The sequence below is a fragment of the Candidatus Binataceae bacterium genome (assembly GCA_035308025.1).
Lineage (GTDB): Bacteria > Desulfobacterota > Binatia > Binatales > Binataceae > JAJPHI01.
Map to the genome: position 1 here is coordinate 1 of DATGHL010000003.1, position 18827 is coordinate 18827.

Consider the following 18827-nt stretch of genomic DNA (forward strand, 5'->3'; position numbering starts at 1 on the left):
TTCGCTGACCTTGGCCCCGGCCTCCGCCTCCTTCAAAACGCCGATGATCTGCTCCTCGCTAAACCGCGCTCGCTTCATGTCCGCCTTCCTTTCCGGCAGACACTAACCTATCGGTGGGATACTTCGAGGGGGTAAGGCCACGTGGATCTCGAACCCGCGATCGGCTGGCGCGCGGTTTTCATTCTCTCTGCGATTCCCGCGTTTCTCGTCGCGGGCGCGGTATGGCGCCGGCTGACCGAGAGCGACGTCTGGACCCGCCAACGAGCCGCCGCTGGATGAGTCGCGCGGACCTGCATGAGCTGCACGCCTATCGCGGCATTGTGGCGACGCTCTTCCTGATCCTGCTGGTCAATTCCGAAGCCTACTGGTTCACCTATAGCTGGATGCCCTCGTATCTGCGGCTCACGCGCGGTTTAAGTCCCGCGGCCGGCGGGTCGCTCATGATCCGGATGCAATGCGGCGGGGTTTTCGGCTACGCCATGTTCGGCTGGCTCGCCGATCGCTTCGGGCGGCGTCCGGTCGTGAGCCTCTTCGGCCTCCTGATGGCGGTGGGCGTATTGCCGACGACGATTCTGTGGACCTGGGCGCGCGGGATGAGCGGCCTGCTCAGCGCGTCGATGGTCGTCGCCGGCGTTGGCACCGGACTGTGGGCCGGTGTCGGCCCGATGGTCTCCGAGATGCTGCCGACGCGGGTGCGCAACAGCGCGCTCGGCCTGCTGCTCAACACCACGCGGGGCGTTCAATTTTTCACGCCGCTGCTGATCACGTGGCTCAGCATGATAGGGTTCGCGCCGACCCTCGCGCTCGGCGCGCTCTTTTCGGCAGCCGGCGCTGCGCTGGTCTGGATGCTGCCCGAGACGCGCGGCCGCTCGATCACTCAGATGCATACCCGCACCGCGGTTGGCCCTACGTAAGTCCCGCGCCCTGCCGACGTCTCAGATGATCTGCTGAGTGCGGAGTTCGGCGAGACGGCTGGCGTCGTAGCCGAGCAGCCGGGCGAGAACCTGATCGGTGTGTTCACCCAGTTGCGGCGAGCGCGTATTCGGAGCGCTATCGACGCCGACAACTTTGAGCGGTGAGCCGGGAACGATGAGGTCAGGGAAGCTCGGATGATCGGCGTGCAGAATCATCTGACGCTCGGCGAGATGCGGGTTGCGCGTGACTTCGGCGACATTCGCGATCGGCGCGCAGGGCACACTGGCGGCTTCGAGCCGCGCGAGCCAATGTGCGCGCGGATGGCGCGCGAAGTGATCGGCGAGAATCGGCTCAAGCTCGACGTGATGCGCGGTGCGATCGGCATTGAGGGCGAAACGCGGATCGAGCCGGAGCTCAGACAGTCCGATTGCGTCGCAGAAACGACCCCAGATCGCTTCGTTGCCGCAGCCGGCGACGAAGTAATCGTCCGCCGCGCGGAATTGTTGGAACGGCGTGATCGACGGATGGCGCGAGCCGACCGGACCCGGCACCCGGCCGGTGGCCGAGTAGCGCGCGAGCGCGTCTTCAAGCCACGCGACCTGGCAATCGAGCATCGCGATGTCCAGATGCTGTCCCACGCCGATGCTATCGCGGACGCGCAGCGCGGCGAAAATCGCGACCACAGCGTAGAGCGCCGCCGCGAGATCGCCCACGGAAACGCCACAGCGCATCGGCGCGCCGCCCGCGTCGCCGGTGATGCTCATCGTACCGCCGAGGGCCTGCGCGACGATGTCATACGCCGGCGCCGCCGCCATCGGGCCGCTCTGTCCGAAGCCCGAGATTGAGCACAGAATGATCCGCGGGTTGGCGGCGTGCAGCCGCGCATAGCCCAGGCCGAAGCGCTCCATCGTCCCTGGCGAAAAGTTCTCGACGACAATGTCGGCGTGCTGCGCAAGCGCCAGCAGAATCTCAGCGCCGGCTGGCTGACGCAGGTCGAGCGTGACGCTGCTCTTGCCGCGATTAACGCTGTAGAAATAGCCGGAGTCGTTCGAGTTCGGGATGCGCGGGGCGTAGCCGCGCGAGTCGTCGCCGCGCCCGGGCATCTCGACCTTGATCACTTCGGCGCCGAGATCCGCCAGATTCATCGTGCAGAAGGGTCCGGCAAGGACGCGGCTGAGATCGAGGACGCGGATGCCTTCGAGGGGTCGCAGCGCTATCACCCTTTCCGCAGCGTGGCTCATCGCGCGCCGCGCCCGCGCATCCGCGCCTGTGCGGCCTGTCGCGCGCGCATCGCTTCCGCCGGCGTCATGATGAGCCGGGGCTCGTCGCGCGCTTCCTCCTTCTGCTCGACCAGGAGCGCGCCGAGTTGCGCGCGCATAAAGGCCTGGAAAAAGGCGGAACGCTTCGGGTCGACGCGATCGTGAAGTCGTGCGGCCGCAGCCGCGGCCCATCCGGCGGCCTCGAGCTTGCCGCTACGCGCGAAGATGTAAGCCGTGTCCTCGAGATGGCGCCGCAGGCGATACGCGGTCTCGCCCGCGAGCAGGTCGCCGAGGGCGCGCTCGACTACGGTGCCGACGCGCTCCTCCTGCTGCATGCGGCTGAGCACGATCGTGCTCTGCTGCAAACCGCTCACCTCCTCGGCGTAAGGTTTGATGGCGGCCGCTGACAGTTTATAGGCGCCGACGTCCGGTTCGCGTACCAGTTCGGCGGGCGGATCAATCGCGAGTTGCGCCGCCAGTTCGCGATAGATCGGATGATGGAAATCAGCCGCCGGCGGGCTCGCGAGCAACTCGGCGCGCAGCGTCAGAAAGTCGCCTACTCGCCCACGCCGCGCTTCAGGGGTTTGCCGCCACGCCTCGCACAGGATGAAGTCGGCGAGCGCGCCATCAGCCTCGAACAGCGGAGTTCCCGCGCGCCGTTCGAGTTCGGCGCGCTGCGCGCGATACTCCTTGCGCGTGACGCTCTCGAGCGTCGCGCCGAGCAACCCCTCGCTTTCCGAGGCCAGGCCCCAGAGGCGCCGCAAGCCGCCCCCGCTCCCGCCGCGCGGCTTGAGCATCCAGACGATGCGCGCGCCGTCGGCGTCGGCGAATGAGAGCAGTGCGGTTAAGCCTTCTTCAATTATTGACGTCGGCGCCGCGGCGGCAGTGGGAGCGGAGACCGGCGCTTCGATGCCGCGCTGATGCAGGCGGAAAAGCGCGCCACGGATCGCTCGGCGCAAGCCCCCGCGAGCGTTGGCCTCCAGCTCGGCGAGGGCGGCCGCCGCTTCCGGGGAGGCGATCCCGCCGAGCGCCTCGGCGATCAGCTCCAGCGGCGCGTCGGGACGTTCGCGCAGGGCGCGCAGGGTCGCTAACGCCTCTGCCGGCGGCGCGCCTGGATCAAAACCCATCTCGCGCAACCGGGGAGTATCGTGACTGGATTTTTTGGCCATCGCGCTCGGAAATCCTCACGGATCGTGCGAGCCTATGTGGCGGCGTTTTGAGCTGTCAAGCACGCCGCGGCGATGCGTAACCTCGAAGCCAAGTTCAAACTTACGGATTTGCCGGGTGCGCGAGCACGCGCCGAGCGGTCCGGCCTGCTCTATCGGGCGACACTGGTTCAGCGCGACACCTTCTACCGCGTCGCTCACGGCAAGCTCAAGTTGCGCGAAGAGTCTGCGGGCGCTGCGCTGATTCATTATCGCCGTGAGCTCACTGGCGATTTGGAAGTCAGCGACTATACGATCGTAGCAGTAGCGGAACCGCTCGCAACCCGCGCGATGCTTGAGCGGGCGCTTGGCGTTATCGCCGTCGTGGACAAACGCCGGATGCTGCTGACGCGCGACCATCTCAGGCTCCATCTCGACGTGGTCGAAGGACTCGGCGAGTTTGGCGAGATTGAGATCATTGTTCGCGATGGCGAGGCGCCGGCCGCTTATGAGGCCACACTGCGCGAAGTTCTGGAGATGCTCGGCGTGCAGCCGAGCGCACTCATCCGCCAATCCTATTTCGAGTTGATGGCGGCAAGGCCGGCGGCCTGAAGCGCCTTCGGTTGCCGGCTCAAGCGAGCGGCGCGACGGCTGTATTCAAGGAAGCGCAGCGTGAGTTCGTAGGTCAGTCCCCAGATGGTCTGGCCGGCGTAGAGGATCGCTGGGAAGCGGCGCGATGCGCCGTCAGGGCTCCAATTGTAATGGCCGCGGTAACGACGATCCTCGAGCGCGGCGAGTGGCACTTCGAAAATTTCGGCGACTTCCTTAGGGTCCGGCCGCAGTTCGAACGGCTCGCGCACGAGCCCGACGAAGGGCGCGACGAAAATTTCGCTGCTGCGCGTCTCACGTCCCTCGAAGCCGCCGAGCACTTCGATACTGTGCGGCGCGATGCCGATCTCCTCATGCGTTTCGCGCAGTGCGGTCGCCACCAGATTGGAATCCCGCCGGTCGAAGCGCCCGCCAGGGAAGGCGACCTGTCCGCGATGACTGCTCAGGCGGTCCGAGCGCCGCGTGTAGATGATATTTAAGGCGTTTCCCCGCAAGACCATCGCGACCAGCACGGCTGCGGTATTTTTTTTCTCCGGGCGGAGGATGGCCTCGGAGCGGATAAGGCCGCGACGCAGATTACTGAGATAGTTGGGAACTTCGTTCATTTGGAATAGCGCAGTAGCGCCAGGTGGAATTGACAGAGTAGCAGGCCTCCCGGCCACCGCCTACCCGCCGCCGAAAGTATCTGGCAGATTAGACCATCTCCTATGAAGCAATTGATCCTCGCCACCCTCGAAGCCGCGCTGGCGCGCGCGCACGCCGCGGGCAAGCTCAAGACCGCTGCCGCAAATATCGTAATCGAAGCGCCAAAAGATCCAACGCATGGCGACGCCGCCAGCAACGTCGCGCTGACGCTCGCGCGGGCGGAGGGCAAGGCTCCGCGCGCGATCGCCGAGGTCGTCAAGGCGGAACTGGATCAGCTTCGCCCGCCGGAAATCGCTGAGGTCACGGTGGCCGGACCCGGATTCATAAATTTTCGCATGGCGCCGGCCTATTGGCATGGTGAACTGCGCCGGACCGCAAAGCTGGGCGCGAGCTTCCTCACTCCGCTGATCGGCGCGGGCCGCCGGGTGCAGGTCGAGTTTCTCTCCGCCAATCCCACCGGCCCCTTGACGGTCGGGCATGGCCGCAATGCCGTGCTCGGCGATACGATCGCGCGCCTGTATGAGGCTACCGGCCACGAGGTAACTCGCGAATATTACTTCAATGACGGCGGCCGGCAGATGAAGCTGCTCGGCGAGTCGGTCAAGGCGCGATATCTGCAGGAACTCGGAGAGGGCGCGGAACTCCCGGAAGACGGCTACCAGGGCGAGTACATTCGCGAGATCGCGCGATCTCTGACCGAGAAACTTGCTGATGCGCGGGCTGATCCTCCGGCCGAGTTTTACACCAACGCCGCGGTTGAGGCGATCTTCGCCGACATCCGCCGGACCTGCGAGCGTCTCGGCGTCAGATTCGACGTCTACACCAACGAATTGGACCTGATGCGCGACGGACGCGTCGCGGCCGTCCTCGAAAGGCTGCGCGCGCGTGATCTGGTTACCGATCGCGACGGCGCGGTCTGGCTCAAGGGCGAGGCGCTGAATCTGCCCAACCAGCAGGACCAGGTGCTGGTGAGGTCAAGCGGCGAACCGACCTATCGCACGCCCGACATCGCCTATCATATCGACAAGCTGACGCGCGGCTTCGCGCGGATCATCGACGTTTTCGGCGCCGACCATATCGCAGAGCATGAGGGCGTAATCGCCGCGGTGCGCGCGCTCGGCTACGACACGACGCCGATCACCGCGATCATCTATCAATTCGTCACGCTTACGCGCGCGGGTGAGAAGGTCAAGATGTCGACCCGCAAAGCGACCTACGTCACGCTCGACGAGCTGATTGACGAGGTCGGCGCCGACGTGGTGCGCTTCTTTTTTCTCTTCCGCAAGCACGACAGCCATCTGGATTTCGATCTCGATCTGGCCAAGCGCCAGGCGCCGGAAAATCCGGTCTTTTACGTGCAGTACGCGCACGCCCGGCTCGCCAGTATCTTCCGCGAGGCCGAACGCCTCGAGCTGGCGCAGGATGCGGAAGAAGTCGATCTAAGCGTGCTGGCAGATGAAGAGTTGGCGTTAGTGCGCAAAGCGTTGGCCCTGCCGGAAATCGTCGTCGCGGCGACCGCGTCCCTCGAACCTCATCGGATTCCGTTTGCGCTGCTCGAGTTGGCGGGCGATTTCCATCGCTATTACAATAAACCGGCCAACCGTATAATTGATGTCGCGAATCGCCCATTGAGCGGCGCGCGATTATTGTTCGCCAGCGTGCTGCGGACGGCGCTCGCGGCGGGGCTCGAACTGCTCGGCGTCAGTGCGCCGGAGCGCATGTAGTAGATTGGAGATAGCGGAATAGGGGATCGGCACGCGATGCGTTTCGATATCAGGTCCGGCGGTATCGCCGGAATTCTAATCGGGATCCTGCTACTATCCGGCGCGGTCTTCGTGATGGGGCTGCTGGCCGGTTACGACATCGGCCATCAGAGCCAAATCGCCGCGCAGCAAGTTACCGAGAGCTATACGATCCCGCCGCCGGCAACTGCGCCGTCGCCAGCAGTGCCCGTGGCTGCGGCTTCTGCGAGCGGCTCCGACCAATCAGCAACGGTTTCCTCTCCTTCTGCCGCGTCACCGATCGGGAAGCCAAAAAAACAGCTAGCCGGCGCGACCAAATCCGAGATACCCGTCAAGCCTGACGCGGCCGACGCCGCCGACGAGACCGCTGACTCTACTGACGGCGCCGACACGTCAGCGCCGGAGTCTTCACCAAGTCCCGCGCAGGTCGCCGCGATCGCCACCCCGGCGGCGCCGAGCAATATCCGTCGCAAGCCCTTCAATATCCAGATTCAGGCCGCGATGGACGCGGCGAGCGCCAACGACATGGTGAAACGGCTCGAAGGCCTCGGCTACCGGCCGCACATGACGCCGACTGAGCTCAACGGCTCGACCTGGTACAAAGTCGTGGTCGGCCCCTACACGACCAAGGAAGAGGCGGCGACAGCCGAGGCCGAACTGCGCAAGAAATACAACGCGACTTACGGCGGAGGCGGTGCGTCCTCCCCGCCGAGCGACGCGGACTCGGCGCCGGAAGAGGAATGAAGCCGATCCGTTTCGATTTGAACTCGTAGGGCCCCGGATCGGTTATGGATCCGCCATATTGGTGGACCAACGTGAAATAGTCACCAACATCGAGATTGCACACACCTGAGAATCCGTAATAGTCATTACATTTGAGTTACCCAGATTTGCATGATCCGGAATGGGCATTCCAGACGGAAGTGGATTGTAGCCATTCTTAATGTTGGCACGATTGATAAAGCTGAATTGCAGATTGGCCTTCAAGACTATGTAAGTCCGGCCAACCGCGCCATGTTCGTCTCCCGGAGCATTGGGATTGGTGGCGCTGCTCCAGAAGTTGGCGTTTCCGGTCGCGAACGGCCCGGGGCTCGTAGGCTGCTGAGCGTGTGCAGTATGGGAGCAAAGAGATAGCAGAAACAAGCCCATCCAGAGTCGTGTCATTTTCAGTCCCCTCGCGGTCACGTTGGAGATGTTGGCTATCTAGGCTCTCAGCCTCACCAACAAGGGCCGTTTGCGCACTCGGACCTCGTTCGTTCAAAGTAAAGCGCTCGATCCATCTCTTCAGTGCAACGCTGGTCGACCGCTGGCTTGCCCGACGGTGGAATCAAGACCGGGGCATGACTCTTTAGGGCATGTAAGATTGCCCCGGAACACTCATTGCTCGGTGGAAATACCGATTCGCCTCCAACGTGGAAAATGATCTCTGGTGCATGCACCGCTATTACTCCAGGGCTGCCGGGTCCCCGAGTGGCTTCGGCGACCGGGGCCTTACTGGCGGTCCCTCCGGGCGCGGTTGGCGTGGGCATCGGCGTCGATGACGCGAAGGGCTCTTGCGCAAACACCACAGCGCCCACGAGAGCCGCTGAGATCGCGAGTGCCATAACACTGGTATGCAAGCCGCGAGGCCGAGCCACGACTCGTCTGATTGCAGCCCGGCTTTCGGCCGAAGCTACGAAACTCGAAAGCTTTCCGCTCATGCGCGAATCCTCCGGCTCCGAGTGTAAGCTCCATCCTCGGAGGGGCGGCCAAGGTAATACTTTGGACAATCTTGCGCCGAAAATTACCAACGGGTTATCGATCCGTACCATCTGGCAAGCGCGTCGGCGCGCAGCGAAACGTGTGGCAGCTTTCCCTAAACGGCGACGCGGACTCGCCGCCGGAAGAAGAATCAAAGATTGACAAACGCCACCTTGGATGGCTAACTGGAGCATCGTGGAGAACTGCTTGCTTAGCGGAAAGGTCTGGGAGGGCTGGCGCTGGTGCGCTGGCGTAAGTGCCCGTCCTCCGGTTTTGTAGTTCTTTAACACAACCGATTTTCCTCAGAGGCCGCGGGCAACCAAACCCAGCGGCCTTTTTGTTGTCGGTCGCGGGAGCGTCGCAGCGGTCGGGAGCAAAGACCGTCGGACTCGAGTAAGGAGCACGTGATGATTACGCCTGGCGAACGCGAATTCGATCAGTTTGCATCGGCAGGATTCAACCTGATTCCGGTGGCGCACGAGGTTGCTGCCGATCTCGAGACGCCGGTCTCCGCCTTTCTCAAGATCGCGCGTGGGGATTATGCGTTCCTGCTCGAAAGCGTCCGCGGCGGCGAAAAGTGGGGGCGTTACACCTTTCTCGGCGCGGAGCCCGCGCGCGTGGTGCGCGCCCGCGGCCATCGCATGGACCTGATTCGGCCGGGCCGCGCGGTCGAATCGCGCAGCGTTGACAATCCCTTCGAGGAGCTGCGCCGCGAGCTTAAGCGGCTTCGGGCTCCCGAACTGCCGGGCCTGCCGCGTTTCTTCGGCGGCGCGGTCGGCTTCCTCGCCTACGATCTCGTGCGCTCCTTCGAACCACGAATCCCGGCGAGCGTCCACGACGATCTTGGCGTGCCCGACCTCTACCTGATGTTCACCGATACCGTGCTGGTCTTCGATAACGTCCGCCAGACCCTGCGGATCATCGCCAGCGTGCCGGTTGAAGAATTCGGCTCGACCCACGAGGCGTGGCGCAGCGGCGAGCAGAAGATCGATCAGACGCTCGAACGGTTGCGTGAGGCTGCGATCCGGCCCGCACTCGAAGGGCCGCCGCCGAACTTCCGCGCCGAGGCCTCGATCACCTCGAACGTCACGCGCGAGGGCTACATGGCGATGGTCGATGCGGCCAAGGAGTACATCGCGGCGGGCGACATCATCCAAGTCGTGCCGTCGCAGCGTTTTGAGGCCCCGCTGACGGCGCATCCGTTCAACCTTTATCGCAGCCTGCGCACCATCAATCCCTCGCCGTATATGTTCTATCTGCGCCTCGGCGATCTCACGCTGGTCGGCGCGTCGCCGGAGACGATGGTGCGGGTCGAAGGCCGCGAGATCACGCTGCGCCCGATCGCCGGGACGCGGCCGCGCGGCGCCAGCGAGGCCGACGACCTGCGCCTCGAACGCGAGCTGCTCGCCGACCCCAAGGAGATCGCCGAGCATGTCATGCTGGTCGATCTCGGGCGCAACGACGTCGGCCGGGTGGCCAAAATCGGCAGCGTCAAAGTTACCGAGCTGATGGGGGTCGAGCGCTACTCACACGTGATGCATATCGTCTCAAACGTGGTCGGCGAGCTGAAGGACGGGATGGACGCCTTCGACGCTTTTCGCGCAACCTTCCCGCAAGGCACCGTCTCCGGCGCGCCCAAAATCCGCGCGATGGAGATTATCGACGAGCTCGAAGCCGTACGCCGCGGCGTCTATGCCGGCGCGGTCGGCTATTTCAGCTACACCGGCAACACCGATACTGCGATCGCACTCCGAACGCTGTTGATTAAGGGCGATCGCGTCTATATCCAGGCCGGTGGCGGCGTGGTCGCGGATTCGGATCCGGCGGCCGAGTTCGACGAGTCATGCAACAAGGCGCGCGCGATGGTGCGGGCGCTCGGCGCCGCGCGCGACTTCGAAGACGCCGCGGCGCGGAGGTAATCGCGATGGCGCTCCGGCTCGTCATGATCGATAATTACGACTCCTTCACCTACAACCTCGTTCAATATCTCGGCGAACTCGGCGCCAGTGTGACCGTCCATCGCAATGATGCGATCACCGTTGCCGCCGTGCGCGACCTGCAGCCTGACGCCGTAATCATCTCGCCCGGGCCCGGCACTCCCGCCGAGGCCGGAATCTCGGTCACTCTGCTGCGCGAACTTGCCGGCGCGCTTCCGATCCTCGGCGTCTGCCTGGGTCATCAGTGTCTGGGCGACGCCTTCGGCGCGAAGATCATTCGCGCCGGCCGCCTGATGCATGGCAAGACCTCGCCGGTGATTCACGACGGCCGTACAATCTTCGCCGGCCTTGCGAATCCCTTCGCGGCGATGCGCTATCATTCACTGCTGGTCGAAGCGACGCGCCTCCCAGCCTGTCTCGAGGTCAGCGCGCGGACGGCAGAAGACGAGATTATGGGGCTGCGCCACAAGGACTATCCGATCGAGGGCGTGCAGTTTCATCCGGAGTCGATCGGCACACCCGACGGCAAGGCGCTCCTGAAGAACTTCCTCGACGGCATCCCCGGATGAGCACGCTGCGCGAAGCCTTCGACGCGGTCCTCAAGGGCCGCTCGCTCGACGCCGCCGAAGCCGAGACGGTCTTTGGTGAGATCCTCGACGACGTGGTGCCGGACGCGCTGGTCGCCGGTTTCCTCGTCGCGCTGCGCTTGAAGGGCGAGACTGCGGCGGAGCTGGCGGGCGGCGTCCGCGCGATGCGCCATCGCGCGCGTCCGTTGAACCTCGACGACGGCCGCGTGCTCGACACCGCCGGCACCGGCGGCGACGGCGCCGGCACCTTCAATATCTCGACCGGCGCCGCGCTGGTCGCGGCTGCCGCCGGCGTCGCCACCGCCAAGCACGGTAATCGCGCGATCAGCGGCCGCGTCGGTGCGGCTGACGTGCTCGAACGCTTCGGCGTGCGCCTCGAGCTCGACCCGGCCGGGCTGCGTCGATGCCTCGCGCGCGCACGCATCTGTTTCGTCTTCGCGCCCGCCTGGCATCCAGTGCTCGCGCGTCTCGCGGTGTTGCGCCGGACGCTCGGCATTCGCACGATATTTAACCTGATGGCGCCGCTCGCCAATCCCGCCCGCCCGCGCTACCAATTGCTGGGCGTCGCCGAGCCCCGCCTCCTGCAACCGATCGCGGAGGCGCTGGTCGCGCTTGAAGTTGAACACGCGCTTGTGGTGCATGGACTCGATGGCCTCGATGAGATCTCGCTGAGTGCGCCGACCTCGGTGATCGAAATGCGCCGCGGTACGCTCGATTCGTATCGGATTGCGCCTGAGAATTTTGCGATCGAAGGGGCCAGCGCCGCGCAGTTTTTGACCGCCGACGCCGGCGATGCGATGGAAATTCTGCGCCACGCCCTCGGCGGTGAACCAGGTCCCGCGCGCGACGTCCTCGCACTCAACGCCGGCGCTGCAATCTACGCCGGTCAGGGTGCGGCGTCGCTCGCCGAGGGCGTGCGGATTGCCCAGGAAGTGCTGGCCTCGGGCCGCGCACTCGTAACGATCGAACAATTGCGGGTGGCGAGTCAGGAGGCGTCCTGAGGTTCGCGTATGAGTTCGATTCTCGACCGGATTTTCGCCGCCAAGCGCGAGGAGTTGCGTGAGCGGCAGCAGCTGGTGAGCCGCGACGCGATCGCCGCGGCCGCCCGCGGCACCGCCGCACCTCGCGATATCGTCGCCGCGCTACGCGCCCGCCGCCCGGCGATCATCGCCGAGGTCAAGCGCGCCTCGCCGAGCAAGGGCGACATCATGCCGGGCCTCGACCCCGCAACAGTCGGGCGCGATTACGCCAGCAGCGGCGCCGCGGCGATCTCGGTGCTCACGGATCGCCACTTCAAGGGCTCGCTCGAAGATTTGCGCACGGTGCGCGCGGCCGTTGATCTGCCGCTACTGCGCAAGGATTTTATCTTTGACGACTACCAGTTGTTCGAGGCGCGCGCAGCCGGCGCCGACTGTATTCTGCTAATTGCCGCGATGTTGACGCAGGGCGCGCTCAGCACCCTGGCGGAGGCTGCGCGCAAGCTCGGGCTCGCCGCGCTCATCGAGGTGCATAATCGCGCGGAGTTCGCCCGCGCCGCGGAGATGGATGCAGAATTGATCGGCATCAACAACCGCGACCTCCATACCTTCAAGACCGATATCGCTTTGACCGAGCAATTGCTCGAGGACTATCGTGGTCCCGCACTGATCGTCGCCGAGAGTGGAATCGAGACGCCCGCGCAGATTGCCCGGCTCGATCGCGCCGGCGCAAGCGCGTTTCTGATCGGCGAGAGCCTGCTGCGCGGCGGCAATCCGCGCGTAGCATTGGCTGCGCTAGCGGGAGCACTTGGCGAATCTGCGAGAGTCAACAAAATAACCGCTGGTAGCAATATATGACTGTCCGCATCAAGATCTGCGGCATCACCCGCGTCGAGGATGCGCGCTGCGCGGTCGAGCTTGGCGCCGACGTCATCGGCTTGAATTTTTACCCGCCCAGCCCGCGCGCGCTAAGTCTCGAGCAGGCGCAGGCGATCCGCGAGGCGATCGGATCGCGCTGCGAAATTGCCGGGGTTTTCGTCAACGCGCCGCGCGCCTACATCGCCGAGCGCTTGAGCGCGCTGCGGCTTGATCTTTTGCAGTTCCACGGCGACGAGGACGAGACTGCGCTGCGCGGATGGCCGGTCAAGGTGATTCGCGCGCTCCGGCTCAAGGATGGCGTCGCGCCGGATGCGCGGCCGCACGGCGGCGCCGACTATCTTTTGCTTGATTCATTCCATCCGGCGCTGTACGGCGGCGCGGGACGCGCCCGCCCGCTCGACGCCTTCGCCGGCTACGATCTCAGCCGCGTCTATATTTCCGGCGGACTCGCGCCCGACAATGTTGCCGCCGCCGCCCGCCTGAAGCCCTTCGGCGTCGATGTCGCAAGCGGCGTCGAGTCCGCGCCCGGAATCAAGGACGCCGCCCGCATGAGGAGCTTTATCGCCAATGCAAAGTCTGCCTGACCGGCACGGACGCTTCGGCCTCTATGGCGGCCGCTACGTGGCCGAAACCCTGATGCCCGCGCTGTTCGAACTCGAGAGCGCCTACAAAGCGGCGCGACGCGATCCCGCTTTTCGGCTCGAATTGAAGCGGTTGGCGCGCGAGTATGTCGGCCGGCCAACGCCGCTGTTCTTTTGCGCCAACCTGAGCGCCCGCCTTGGCGGCGCGAAAATCTATCTCAAGCGCGAAGACCTTTGCCACACCGGCGCGCACAAGGTCAACAATACGCTCGGCCAGGCGCTGCTCGCCGCGCGCATGGGCAAGGCGCGCATCACCGCCGAGACCGGCGCGGGACAACACGGCGTCGCCACCGCGACGATGGCCGCGCTCTTCCGCAAAGAGTGCGAAGTCTTCATGGGCAGCGTCGACGTCGAACGTCAGTCGCTCAATGTCTTCCGCATGAAGCTGCTCGGCGCCAAGGTCACCAGTGTCGATGCGGGCAGCAAGAGCCTTAAGGACGCGCTCAACGAAGCGCTGCGCGACTGGATCGCGACCGTGCGTACTACCTACTATCTAATTGGCACCGCGGCGGGCCCCCATCCCTATCCGATGATCGTGCGCGATTTTCAGTCGGTGATTGGCGCGGAGGCGCGCCGTCAGATTGTGGAAAAAGAACAGCGGCTGCCCGACGTGCTGATCGCCTGTGTCAACGGCGGCTCCAATGCGATCGGCCTGTTCTATCCGTTCATCAAAGATGCGGCCGTCCGTATGATTGGCGTCGAAGCGGCCGGGCTCGGGCTCAGTGGTCCGCTCCATGCCGCCACGATGACCGCCGGCTCGGTCGGCGTGCTGCACGGAAATCGCACCTACCTGCTGCAGGACGAGATGGGGCAGATTCGCGAGACCCATTCGATCGCGGCCGGACTCGATTACCCCGGCGTCGGCCCCGAGCTCGCCTGGCTCAAAGACACGGGCCGCGCCGAGTACGTCGCCGTCACTGACGCCGAAGCGCTCGAGGCGCTGAAACTGCTCTCCGAGAGCGAGGGCATAATCCCGGCGCTCGAGAGCTCCCATGCGATCGCGTACGCCGCGAAGCTCGCGCCGACGCTGCCGAAGGAACAGGTGATGATCATTAATCTGTCGGGCCGCGGCGACAAGGATATGCAGACCGTCGCGCGCGAGTTCGGGGTGACGCTATGAGCGCGACCAGCGGTCCGGCGCGCGGACGCATCGCGCGGAAATTTCGCGAGCTGCGCGCCCGCGCAGAAAGCGCGCTAATCCCTTATATCGTGGCCGGCGACCCCGCCCTCGAACGCACCCGCCGGCTGGTCCTCGAGCTGGAAGCGCGCGGCGCTGATTTGATCGAACTGGGCGTGCCTTTTTCCGATCCGATGGCCGACGGCCCGGCCAATCAGCGCGCCGCCGCCCGCGGCCTCGCCGCCGGCGCGACCTTGCCCGCGATCCTCGCGATGGTGGCCGAGTTGCGCAAACAGACCGAGATTCCGCTGATCCTCTTCGGCTACTACAATCCGATTTACCATTACGGCCCCGCCCGTCTGGCGGCCGACGCGGCGCGCGCCGGACTCGACGGCCTACTGGTGGTGGACCTGCCGCCCGAAGAGAGCGCCGAGCTGGCCAAGCCGGCGCGCGCCGCCGGGCTTGATCTGATCTACCTGCTCGCGCCGACGACACCACTTGAGCGCGCCCGCACGATCGCCGCCAGCGCCAGTGGATTTCTCTACTACGTCGCGGTCACCGGCGTGACCGGCGCGCGCGCCGCCCTCGCCGCCGAGCTCGCGGGCAAGGTGCGTGCGCTGCGGGCAATTACCGAGTTGCCGATCGGCGTCGGCTTCGGCATTTCGACGCCGGAGCAAGCCCGCGAGGTTGCCGCCTTCGCCGACGCCGTGGTGGTCGGCAGCGCGATTTCTCAACTCATCGAAGACCACGCCGCCTCCGATCGTCTGGTAACGGTGATCGGCGATTTTGCCGCCGCTCTCAAGGACGCGATGCGCCCGGCCAACCCCAGCGCTGTCGCCGAGGCTTGACGCCCATGGCGCAAAAGCTCCAAGCAGCAGTGCAGACTCCCTCGCCGCAGGCCGCCCCCGCGCAAGCCTCTGATGACATCTGGCTCAAATGCCCGGGCTGTCGTGAAATCGCCTTCCGCAAGGAAGTCGAACGCAATCTCAATGTCTGTCTGAAATGCGGCTGGCATCTGCGGCTCACGATTGAGCAGCGCCTCGCAGTTACAATTGATCGTGGCGAGTGGTGCGAGCTGTTTGCCGAAGTCGCCGGCGGTGATCCGCTGGGCTTCGTTGATTCCAAACCCTATTCCACGCGCCTCGAAGCCGCGCGACGCGCCAGCGGCCGCAACGACGCGGTGGTCACCGGGCTCGGCAAGATCGAAGGACGTCCGGCCGCGCTTGCGATCATGGACTTCAACTTCATGGGCGGCAGTATGGGGGTGGTAGTTGGCGACAAAATCGCGCGGCTGATGGATTACGCGCGCGGGCGGCGTTTGCCGGTGATCGTTTTCTCGGCGTCCGGCGGTGCGCGGATGCAGGAAGGCGCGCTCTCTCTTATGCAGATGGCGAAAGTCTGCGCCGCGATCGCGCGCCTGCGCGACGCCCGCATCCCGTACCTCTCGGTGCTGTGCGATCCGACCACCGGCGGCGTCGCCGCTTCGTTTTCGAGCCTCGGCGACCTCAATTTCGCCGAGCCCGGCGCGGTGATCGGCTTTGCGGGACGACGGGTAATCGAGCAGACCACCAGTCAGCAACTGCCGGAGAATTTTCAGACCGCGGAGTTTCTGCTGGCGCATGGCATGATCGACGCGATCGTGCCGCGCAACAAGCTCCGCTACATGCTCGGCCAGGTCTTGGCGATGCTCAAACCGCCGCGCCGGTCTCGTCGCGGAGCAAAAGCCCCTGCGCGATCCAGCCGTTCAGTAGGCGGCTGATCCGCACGGCCGGCGCCGGATCACCGGTCTCCTGCGCAACGGCGCCGCAGATCGTCGCGAAGCTGGCGCCGCGCTCCGCGAGCATCAGGGCGTCGCGCTCGCCGGGCTCGAGCTCGCGGTAAGAAACTTGCGCGTTCCGCCGCCAAACGAGAAGGTTCACTGGCGCGCAGGCGGGAACGCTCCAATCCTCCGCGCGCTCGACGGCCCGCAGCACCCCCTCGACGTGCCAGTCGAGTTCCAGAATGCGTGACGCCGGATGCCGCCGAATAGTGATCGCCGGCCATTCCGCAAGCGCGATCGCCTTCATCGTGGCGGCGTCCAGCGCAATCGCGTCCGCCGCATGAAAGATCTCGATCAGCGCGCGTTCGAGCGTCGCCAGATCGGCCAGAAAGGGCCGTTGCTCGGCTAACGGATGCCCGCGGAGAAAGGCAGGCAGTTTGCTGCCCGCGTACATGATCGAGGGTTCGGTCGGCGGATCCTCGAGCAGATAGCCGGTAATGAGATTGTGAAACTGCGCGTCGCCAAGAATCGCGAGAGTTGCCGGATAGTCCTCCTTGAGCACCTCGAGCAGCCGATAAAAATAGGCGTCCGCGTATATTCCGAGGCGCTCAAATGCCGTCAGCCGTTCATCGCCGGAAATCAGCGCCGACAGCTCGTCGGCGCCGCGCAAGCCCTCCGCAGCGAGTCCTTCCGCGACTCCGCTCGGCGCAGTGATCAAGCGGTAGAGCAGACTCTGGATACGCTCAAGTTCCATCGCTTATTCCGCGACAAGGCTTTGGGCCGGCGAAATGGTAAGATCGCTTCGCCGGCGCGCTTCGTCAGCTTCGGCCTGCAGCTCCGCGAATTCCGGGATATTGTCGTCGCGCTCGATCAGCGTCGAGACCGCGCCAAACCGTTGCACTGCGTAGTCATAGAGCGCCCAAACTTCCGGCCGAATCGGATGGTCGTGCGTGTCGAGCAGGTACTTCCCGTGATCGCTATGGCCGGCCAGATGGAACTGCACGACCCGATCAAGCGGGATCCCCTCGATATATTGTTTGGCGTCGAAGCGATGGTTAAACGAACTGACAAATATATTGTTGATGTCCAGTAAAATCCCGCAATCAGCTTCTTCGGCGATTGCCGACACGAACTCCCATTCCGGCATCGTCGACTGAGTATAGGAAAGATAACTCGAGACATTCTCAATCAGGATGCGGCGGCCAAGCAGCTCCTGCGCCTGGCGGAGGCGTCCGGCCACATGCATCGCGGTTTCCGCGGTGTAGGGCAGCGGCATGAGATCGTGAAGATTCCGCCCGCCCACCCCGGTCCAGCAGAGATGATCGGAAATCCACGCCGGCTCGAAGCGCTTGGCGAGTTCGGCGACGCCGCGCAGATGGCCGCGGTTCAGCCGATCGGCGGAACCCAGTGACATCGAGACGCCGTGGAGGACGATCGGATAATTCGCGCGAACCTGCTCGAGCACTTCGAGCGGACGCCCGCCCGCGACCATAAAATTTTCCGTGATGACCTCGAACCAGTCGATCGCGGGCCGTTCCGCAATCACCTCTGCGTAGTGCGGGGGCCGTAGCCCCACCCCGGTCCCGAGAGCAGGCAGGCCAAAACGGTTCATCAGAATGGCGGAAAGATTAAAAAGTCGAGCGGCCGTGCGCGTCCACTCGCCAACGCGCACGGCCGCAACACAGTCGTTATGACTCGACGTGTCCGCCCGCCTGCGAGCATGCGGCGGCGGTGGGAGTCATCACCCAGCCCTTGCCCTTGCACGAGTTCTGCCCCTTGCAACTGTTGCTTGCGCTCTTGCAGGCGCTCTGGCCTTTGCAACTGTTGCCCGCGACACATTTCACTTGCGCGCCGCCAGAGTCGTCGGCCAGCACCAGCGGCTGCGCCATGAACAGCAGCCCAACCGCAGTCGCAAGCACCGCACCCGAAAGTTTCAATTTATCCATGTCCATCTCCTTTTCTACCGGTCAAAAATAAAGAGGCTTGCGCCGCGATTCTACCCCCGGATTGGAGCTCTTGCCAAAGTGCCCCCGGATTACCGATGATGGAGCAACGGTCGGCCGCGCTCGCCTGACTGCCGATGCGCTTAGTAACGAATGTTCTAGGCCACTTATTCAGCCCGCAGCACCTGAAATTGTTGTGACTATGATGATACCTCTTGAACTACAAACCTGGCGCGGCTTCGGATCACCGCGAATCCATCCGCGCCGGCAATTGCCTGCGTAGCTAATTTATTGAATTGGTTTGAGTACCAGCATACTAGGGTTTAGCCAAGCGGAACATGGGAAAGAGCGGCACGTCCCGTAATCGGCGCCAGCGCTTCGAGCAGACCGCGCTTCCCTATCTCGACGTAGTCTATACCGCCGCGCTTAGACTCGCCCGCAATCCCGACGACGCCAAAGATCTCCTGCAGGAGACAGTCCTGCGCGCCTACCGATGCTTCCATCAATTCAAGGCGGGAACGAATTGCCGCGCCTGGTTGTTAACCATCCTGTATAACATCTTTCGCACGGCTTACCGCCGTAATGCGCGAGAGCAACTTGCGGCAACGAGTGAGGAGTTCGATCAGGAGATAGAAGAGCAAAGTTTCGCTGAAAATTCGCCACAGGAAAATCCCGAGGACTTGGCGGCCCAACGCATGACCGGGCGGTTGATCGAGCGGGCCCTCGCGACTTTGCCGTCGGAGTATCGTGAAGCGCTGCTCCTCGTCGATCTGCATGAATTGAATTATCACGAGGTCGCGGAAGTTTTGGAGATTCCCCTGGGAACCGTCAAGTCGCGAGTTTCGCGCGGGCGAATGCTGATGCGGCTGAGTCTCGAGAAGCTCTCAATGGTGCGTGGGAAAACTGGTACTTGACTCGCAAATTAAAGACGC

21 protein-coding genes are annotated in these 18827 nt (G+C 64.3%); 14 read left to right on the plus strand and 7 right to left on the minus strand.

Going from position 1 to position 18827, the window contains the following annotated elements; genetic code table 11:
• The coding region (locus VKS22_00215) for a transposase (GenBank protein ID HLW69024.1) at window positions 1-78 on the minus strand (78 nt) is incomplete at its 3' end.
• Between the two features lie 63 nt (window positions 79-141).
• On the opposite strand from VKS22_00215, the gene VKS22_00220 reads away from it, so the two are divergent.
• Window positions 142-279, plus strand: a complete 138-nt coding sequence (locus VKS22_00220) for a hypothetical protein (protein ID HLW69025.1) — start codon at window positions 142-144, stop codon at window positions 277-279.
• The gene (locus tag VKS22_00225) at window positions 276-914 is read left to right on the plus strand and encodes an MFS transporter (GenBank protein HLW69026.1); all 639 of its coding nucleotides are present in this window, start codon (window positions 276-278) and stop codon (window positions 912-914) included. The genes VKS22_00220 and VKS22_00225 overlap by 4 nt, the downstream gene beginning before the upstream one ends.
• Window positions 915-935: 21 nt before the next feature.
• Here the strand turns inward: VKS22_00225 and VKS22_00230 are convergent, their stop codons facing one another.
• Window positions 936-2156 (minus strand): CaiB/BaiF CoA-transferase family protein, encoded by a 1221-nt coding sequence (locus tag VKS22_00230; protein ID HLW69027.1) that lies wholly within the window; start codon window positions 2154-2156, stop codon window positions 936-938.
• Entirely contained in the window at window positions 2153-3343 is a 1191-nt protein-coding gene (locus VKS22_00235; GenBank protein HLW69028.1) for a hypothetical protein, read from the minus strand. The genes VKS22_00230 and VKS22_00235 overlap by 4 nt, the downstream gene beginning before the upstream one ends.
• Window positions 3344-3415: 72 nt before the next feature.
• Here VKS22_00235 and VKS22_00240 point away from each other — a divergent pair, with 72 nt between their 5' ends.
• The gene (locus tag VKS22_00240) at window positions 3416-3931 is read left to right on the plus strand and encodes a class IV adenylate cyclase (protein ID HLW69029.1); all 516 of its coding nucleotides are present in this window, start codon (window positions 3416-3418) and stop codon (window positions 3929-3931) included.
• Here VKS22_00240 and VKS22_00245 read toward each other — a convergent pair.
• Window positions 3895-4533, minus strand: coding sequence for a CoA pyrophosphatase (locus VKS22_00245; GenBank protein ID HLW69030.1), 639 nt, complete (start codon window positions 4531-4533; stop codon window positions 3895-3897). The genes VKS22_00240 and VKS22_00245 overlap by 37 nt on opposite strands.
• 102 nt (window positions 4534-4635) lie before the next feature.
• Between VKS22_00245 and argS the strand changes: the two genes are divergently transcribed.
• The 10 genes from argS (at window position 4636) to accD (ending at window position 15952) form a co-directional block, all read left to right on the plus strand.
• Complete coding sequence (gene argS, locus VKS22_00250) at window positions 4636-6297, plus strand: arginine--tRNA ligase (GenBank protein ID HLW69031.1); 1662 nt, start codon at window positions 4636-4638, stop codon at window positions 6295-6297.
• Between the two features lie 36 nt (window positions 6298-6333).
• The gene (locus tag VKS22_00255; protein ID HLW69032.1) at window positions 6334-7059 is read left to right on the plus strand and encodes an SPOR domain-containing protein; all 726 of its coding nucleotides are present in this window, start codon (window positions 6334-6336) and stop codon (window positions 7057-7059) included.
• Between the two features lie 1403 nt (window positions 7060-8462).
• Window positions 8463-9974: an anthranilate synthase component I gene (trpE, locus tag VKS22_00260; protein HLW69033.1), complete on the plus strand. Its 1512-nt coding sequence runs from the start codon at window positions 8463-8465 to the stop codon at window positions 9972-9974.
• A 5-nt stretch (window positions 9975-9979) separates the two neighbouring features.
• The gene (locus VKS22_00265; GenBank protein HLW69034.1) at window positions 9980-10561 is read left to right on the plus strand and encodes an aminodeoxychorismate/anthranilate synthase component II; all 582 of its coding nucleotides are present in this window, start codon (window positions 9980-9982) and stop codon (window positions 10559-10561) included.
• The gene (trpD, locus tag VKS22_00270; GenBank protein ID HLW69035.1) at window positions 10558-11580 is read left to right on the plus strand and encodes an anthranilate phosphoribosyltransferase; all 1023 of its coding nucleotides are present in this window, start codon (window positions 10558-10560) and stop codon (window positions 11578-11580) included. Before VKS22_00265 ends, trpD begins: the two co-directional genes overlap by 4 nt.
• 9 nt (window positions 11581-11589) lie before the next feature.
• On the plus strand, window positions 11590-12414 hold the full coding sequence (gene trpC / locus VKS22_00275) for an indole-3-glycerol phosphate synthase TrpC (protein HLW69036.1): 825 nt from the start codon (window positions 11590-11592) through the stop codon (window positions 12412-12414).
• Window positions 12411-13019 (plus strand): phosphoribosylanthranilate isomerase, encoded by a 609-nt coding sequence (locus VKS22_00280; protein ID HLW69037.1) that lies wholly within the window; start codon window positions 12411-12413, stop codon window positions 13017-13019. The genes trpC and VKS22_00280 overlap by 4 nt, the downstream gene beginning before the upstream one ends.
• The gene (gene trpB, locus VKS22_00285) at window positions 13003-14196 is read left to right on the plus strand and encodes a tryptophan synthase subunit beta (GenBank protein ID HLW69038.1); all 1194 of its coding nucleotides are present in this window, start codon (window positions 13003-13005) and stop codon (window positions 14194-14196) included. The genes VKS22_00280 and trpB overlap by 17 nt, the downstream gene beginning before the upstream one ends.
• Window positions 14193-15041: a tryptophan synthase subunit alpha gene (gene trpA, locus VKS22_00290; GenBank protein ID HLW69039.1), complete on the plus strand. Its 849-nt coding sequence runs from the start codon at window positions 14193-14195 to the stop codon at window positions 15039-15041. Before trpB ends, trpA begins: the two co-directional genes overlap by 4 nt.
• Before the next feature lie 5 nt (window positions 15042-15046).
• A complete protein-coding gene (gene accD / locus VKS22_00295; protein ID HLW69040.1) occupies window positions 15047-15952 on the plus strand; it encodes an acetyl-CoA carboxylase, carboxyltransferase subunit beta in 906 nt (301 codons plus the stop codon).
• Here the strand turns inward: accD and VKS22_00300 are convergent.
• The 3 genes from VKS22_00300 to VKS22_00310 form a co-directional block, all read right to left on the minus strand.
• Entirely contained in the window at window positions 15882-16706 is an 825-nt protein-coding gene (locus VKS22_00300; protein HLW69041.1) for a DNA-binding domain-containing protein, read from the minus strand. The genes accD and VKS22_00300 overlap by 71 nt on opposite strands.
• 3 nt (window positions 16707-16709) lie before the next feature.
• Entirely contained in the window at window positions 16710-17564 is an 855-nt protein-coding gene (locus VKS22_00305; GenBank protein HLW69042.1) for a DUF692 domain-containing protein, read from the minus strand.
• 76 nt (window positions 17565-17640) lie between these two features.
• Entirely contained in the window at window positions 17641-17898 is a 258-nt protein-coding gene (locus tag VKS22_00310) for a hypothetical protein (GenBank protein ID HLW69043.1), read from the minus strand.
• A gap of 335 nt (window positions 17899-18233) precedes the next feature.
• On the opposite strand from VKS22_00310, the gene VKS22_00315 reads away from it, so the two are divergent.
• On the plus strand, window positions 18234-18809 hold the full coding sequence (locus tag VKS22_00315) for a sigma-70 family RNA polymerase sigma factor (protein HLW69044.1): 576 nt from the start codon (window positions 18234-18236) through the stop codon (window positions 18807-18809).
• The last annotated feature ends 18 nt before the right edge of the window (window positions 18810-18827 follow it).

Excerpts from the sequence above, each read along its gene's own strand:
- accD (HLW69040.1), top strand. The coding sequence starts at position 15,047 with ATGGCGCAAAAGCTCCAAGCAGCAGTGCAGACTCCCTCGCCGCAGGCC.
- argS (HLW69031.1), top strand. The coding sequence starts at position 4,636 with ATGAAGCAATTGATCCTCGCCACCCTCGAAGCCGCGCTGGCGCGCGCG.
- VKS22_00225 (HLW69026.1), top strand. The coding sequence starts at position 276 with ATGAGTCGCGCGGACCTGCATGAGCTGCACGCCTATCGCGGCATTGTG.
- VKS22_00300 (HLW69041.1), bottom strand. The coding sequence starts at position 16,706 with ATGGAACTTGAGCGTATCCAGAGTCTGCTCTACCGCTTGATCACTGCG.
- VKS22_00235 (HLW69028.1), bottom strand. The coding sequence starts at position 3,343 with ATGGCCAAAAAATCCAGTCACGATACTCCCCGGTTGCGCGAGATGGGT.
- VKS22_00255 (HLW69032.1), top strand. The coding sequence starts at position 6,334 with ATGCGTTTCGATATCAGGTCCGGCGGTATCGCCGGAATTCTAATCGGG.
- VKS22_00240 (HLW69029.1), top strand. The coding sequence starts at position 3,416 with ATGCGTAACCTCGAAGCCAAGTTCAAACTTACGGATTTGCCGGGTGCG.
- trpE (HLW69033.1), top strand. The coding sequence starts at position 8,463 with ATGATTACGCCTGGCGAACGCGAATTCGATCAGTTTGCATCGGCAGGA.
- VKS22_00280 (HLW69037.1), top strand. The coding sequence starts at position 12,411 with ATGACTGTCCGCATCAAGATCTGCGGCATCACCCGCGTCGAGGATGCG.
- VKS22_00315 (HLW69044.1), top strand. The coding sequence starts at position 18,234 with ATGGGAAAGAGCGGCACGTCCCGTAATCGGCGCCAGCGCTTCGAGCAG.
- VKS22_00245 (HLW69030.1), bottom strand. The coding sequence starts at position 4,533 with ATGAACGAAGTTCCCAACTATCTCAGTAATCTGCGTCGCGGCCTTATC.
- trpC (HLW69036.1), top strand. The coding sequence starts at position 11,590 with ATGAGTTCGATTCTCGACCGGATTTTCGCCGCCAAGCGCGAGGAGTTG.
- trpB (HLW69038.1), top strand. The coding sequence starts at position 13,003 with ATGCAAAGTCTGCCTGACCGGCACGGACGCTTCGGCCTCTATGGCGGC.
- VKS22_00305 (HLW69042.1), bottom strand. The coding sequence starts at position 17,564 with ATGAACCGTTTTGGCCTGCCTGCTCTCGGGACCGGGGTGGGGCTACGG.
- VKS22_00310 (HLW69043.1), bottom strand. The coding sequence starts at position 17,898 with ATGGATAAATTGAAACTTTCGGGTGCGGTGCTTGCGACTGCGGTTGGG.
- VKS22_00265 (HLW69034.1), top strand. The coding sequence starts at position 9,980 with ATGGCGCTCCGGCTCGTCATGATCGATAATTACGACTCCTTCACCTAC.
- trpA (HLW69039.1), top strand. The coding sequence starts at position 14,193 with ATGAGCGCGACCAGCGGTCCGGCGCGCGGACGCATCGCGCGGAAATTT.
- trpD (HLW69035.1), top strand. The coding sequence starts at position 10,558 with ATGAGCACGCTGCGCGAAGCCTTCGACGCGGTCCTCAAGGGCCGCTCG.
- VKS22_00230 (HLW69027.1), bottom strand. The coding sequence starts at position 2,156 with ATGAGCCACGCTGCGGAAAGGGTGATAGCGCTGCGACCCCTCGAAGGC.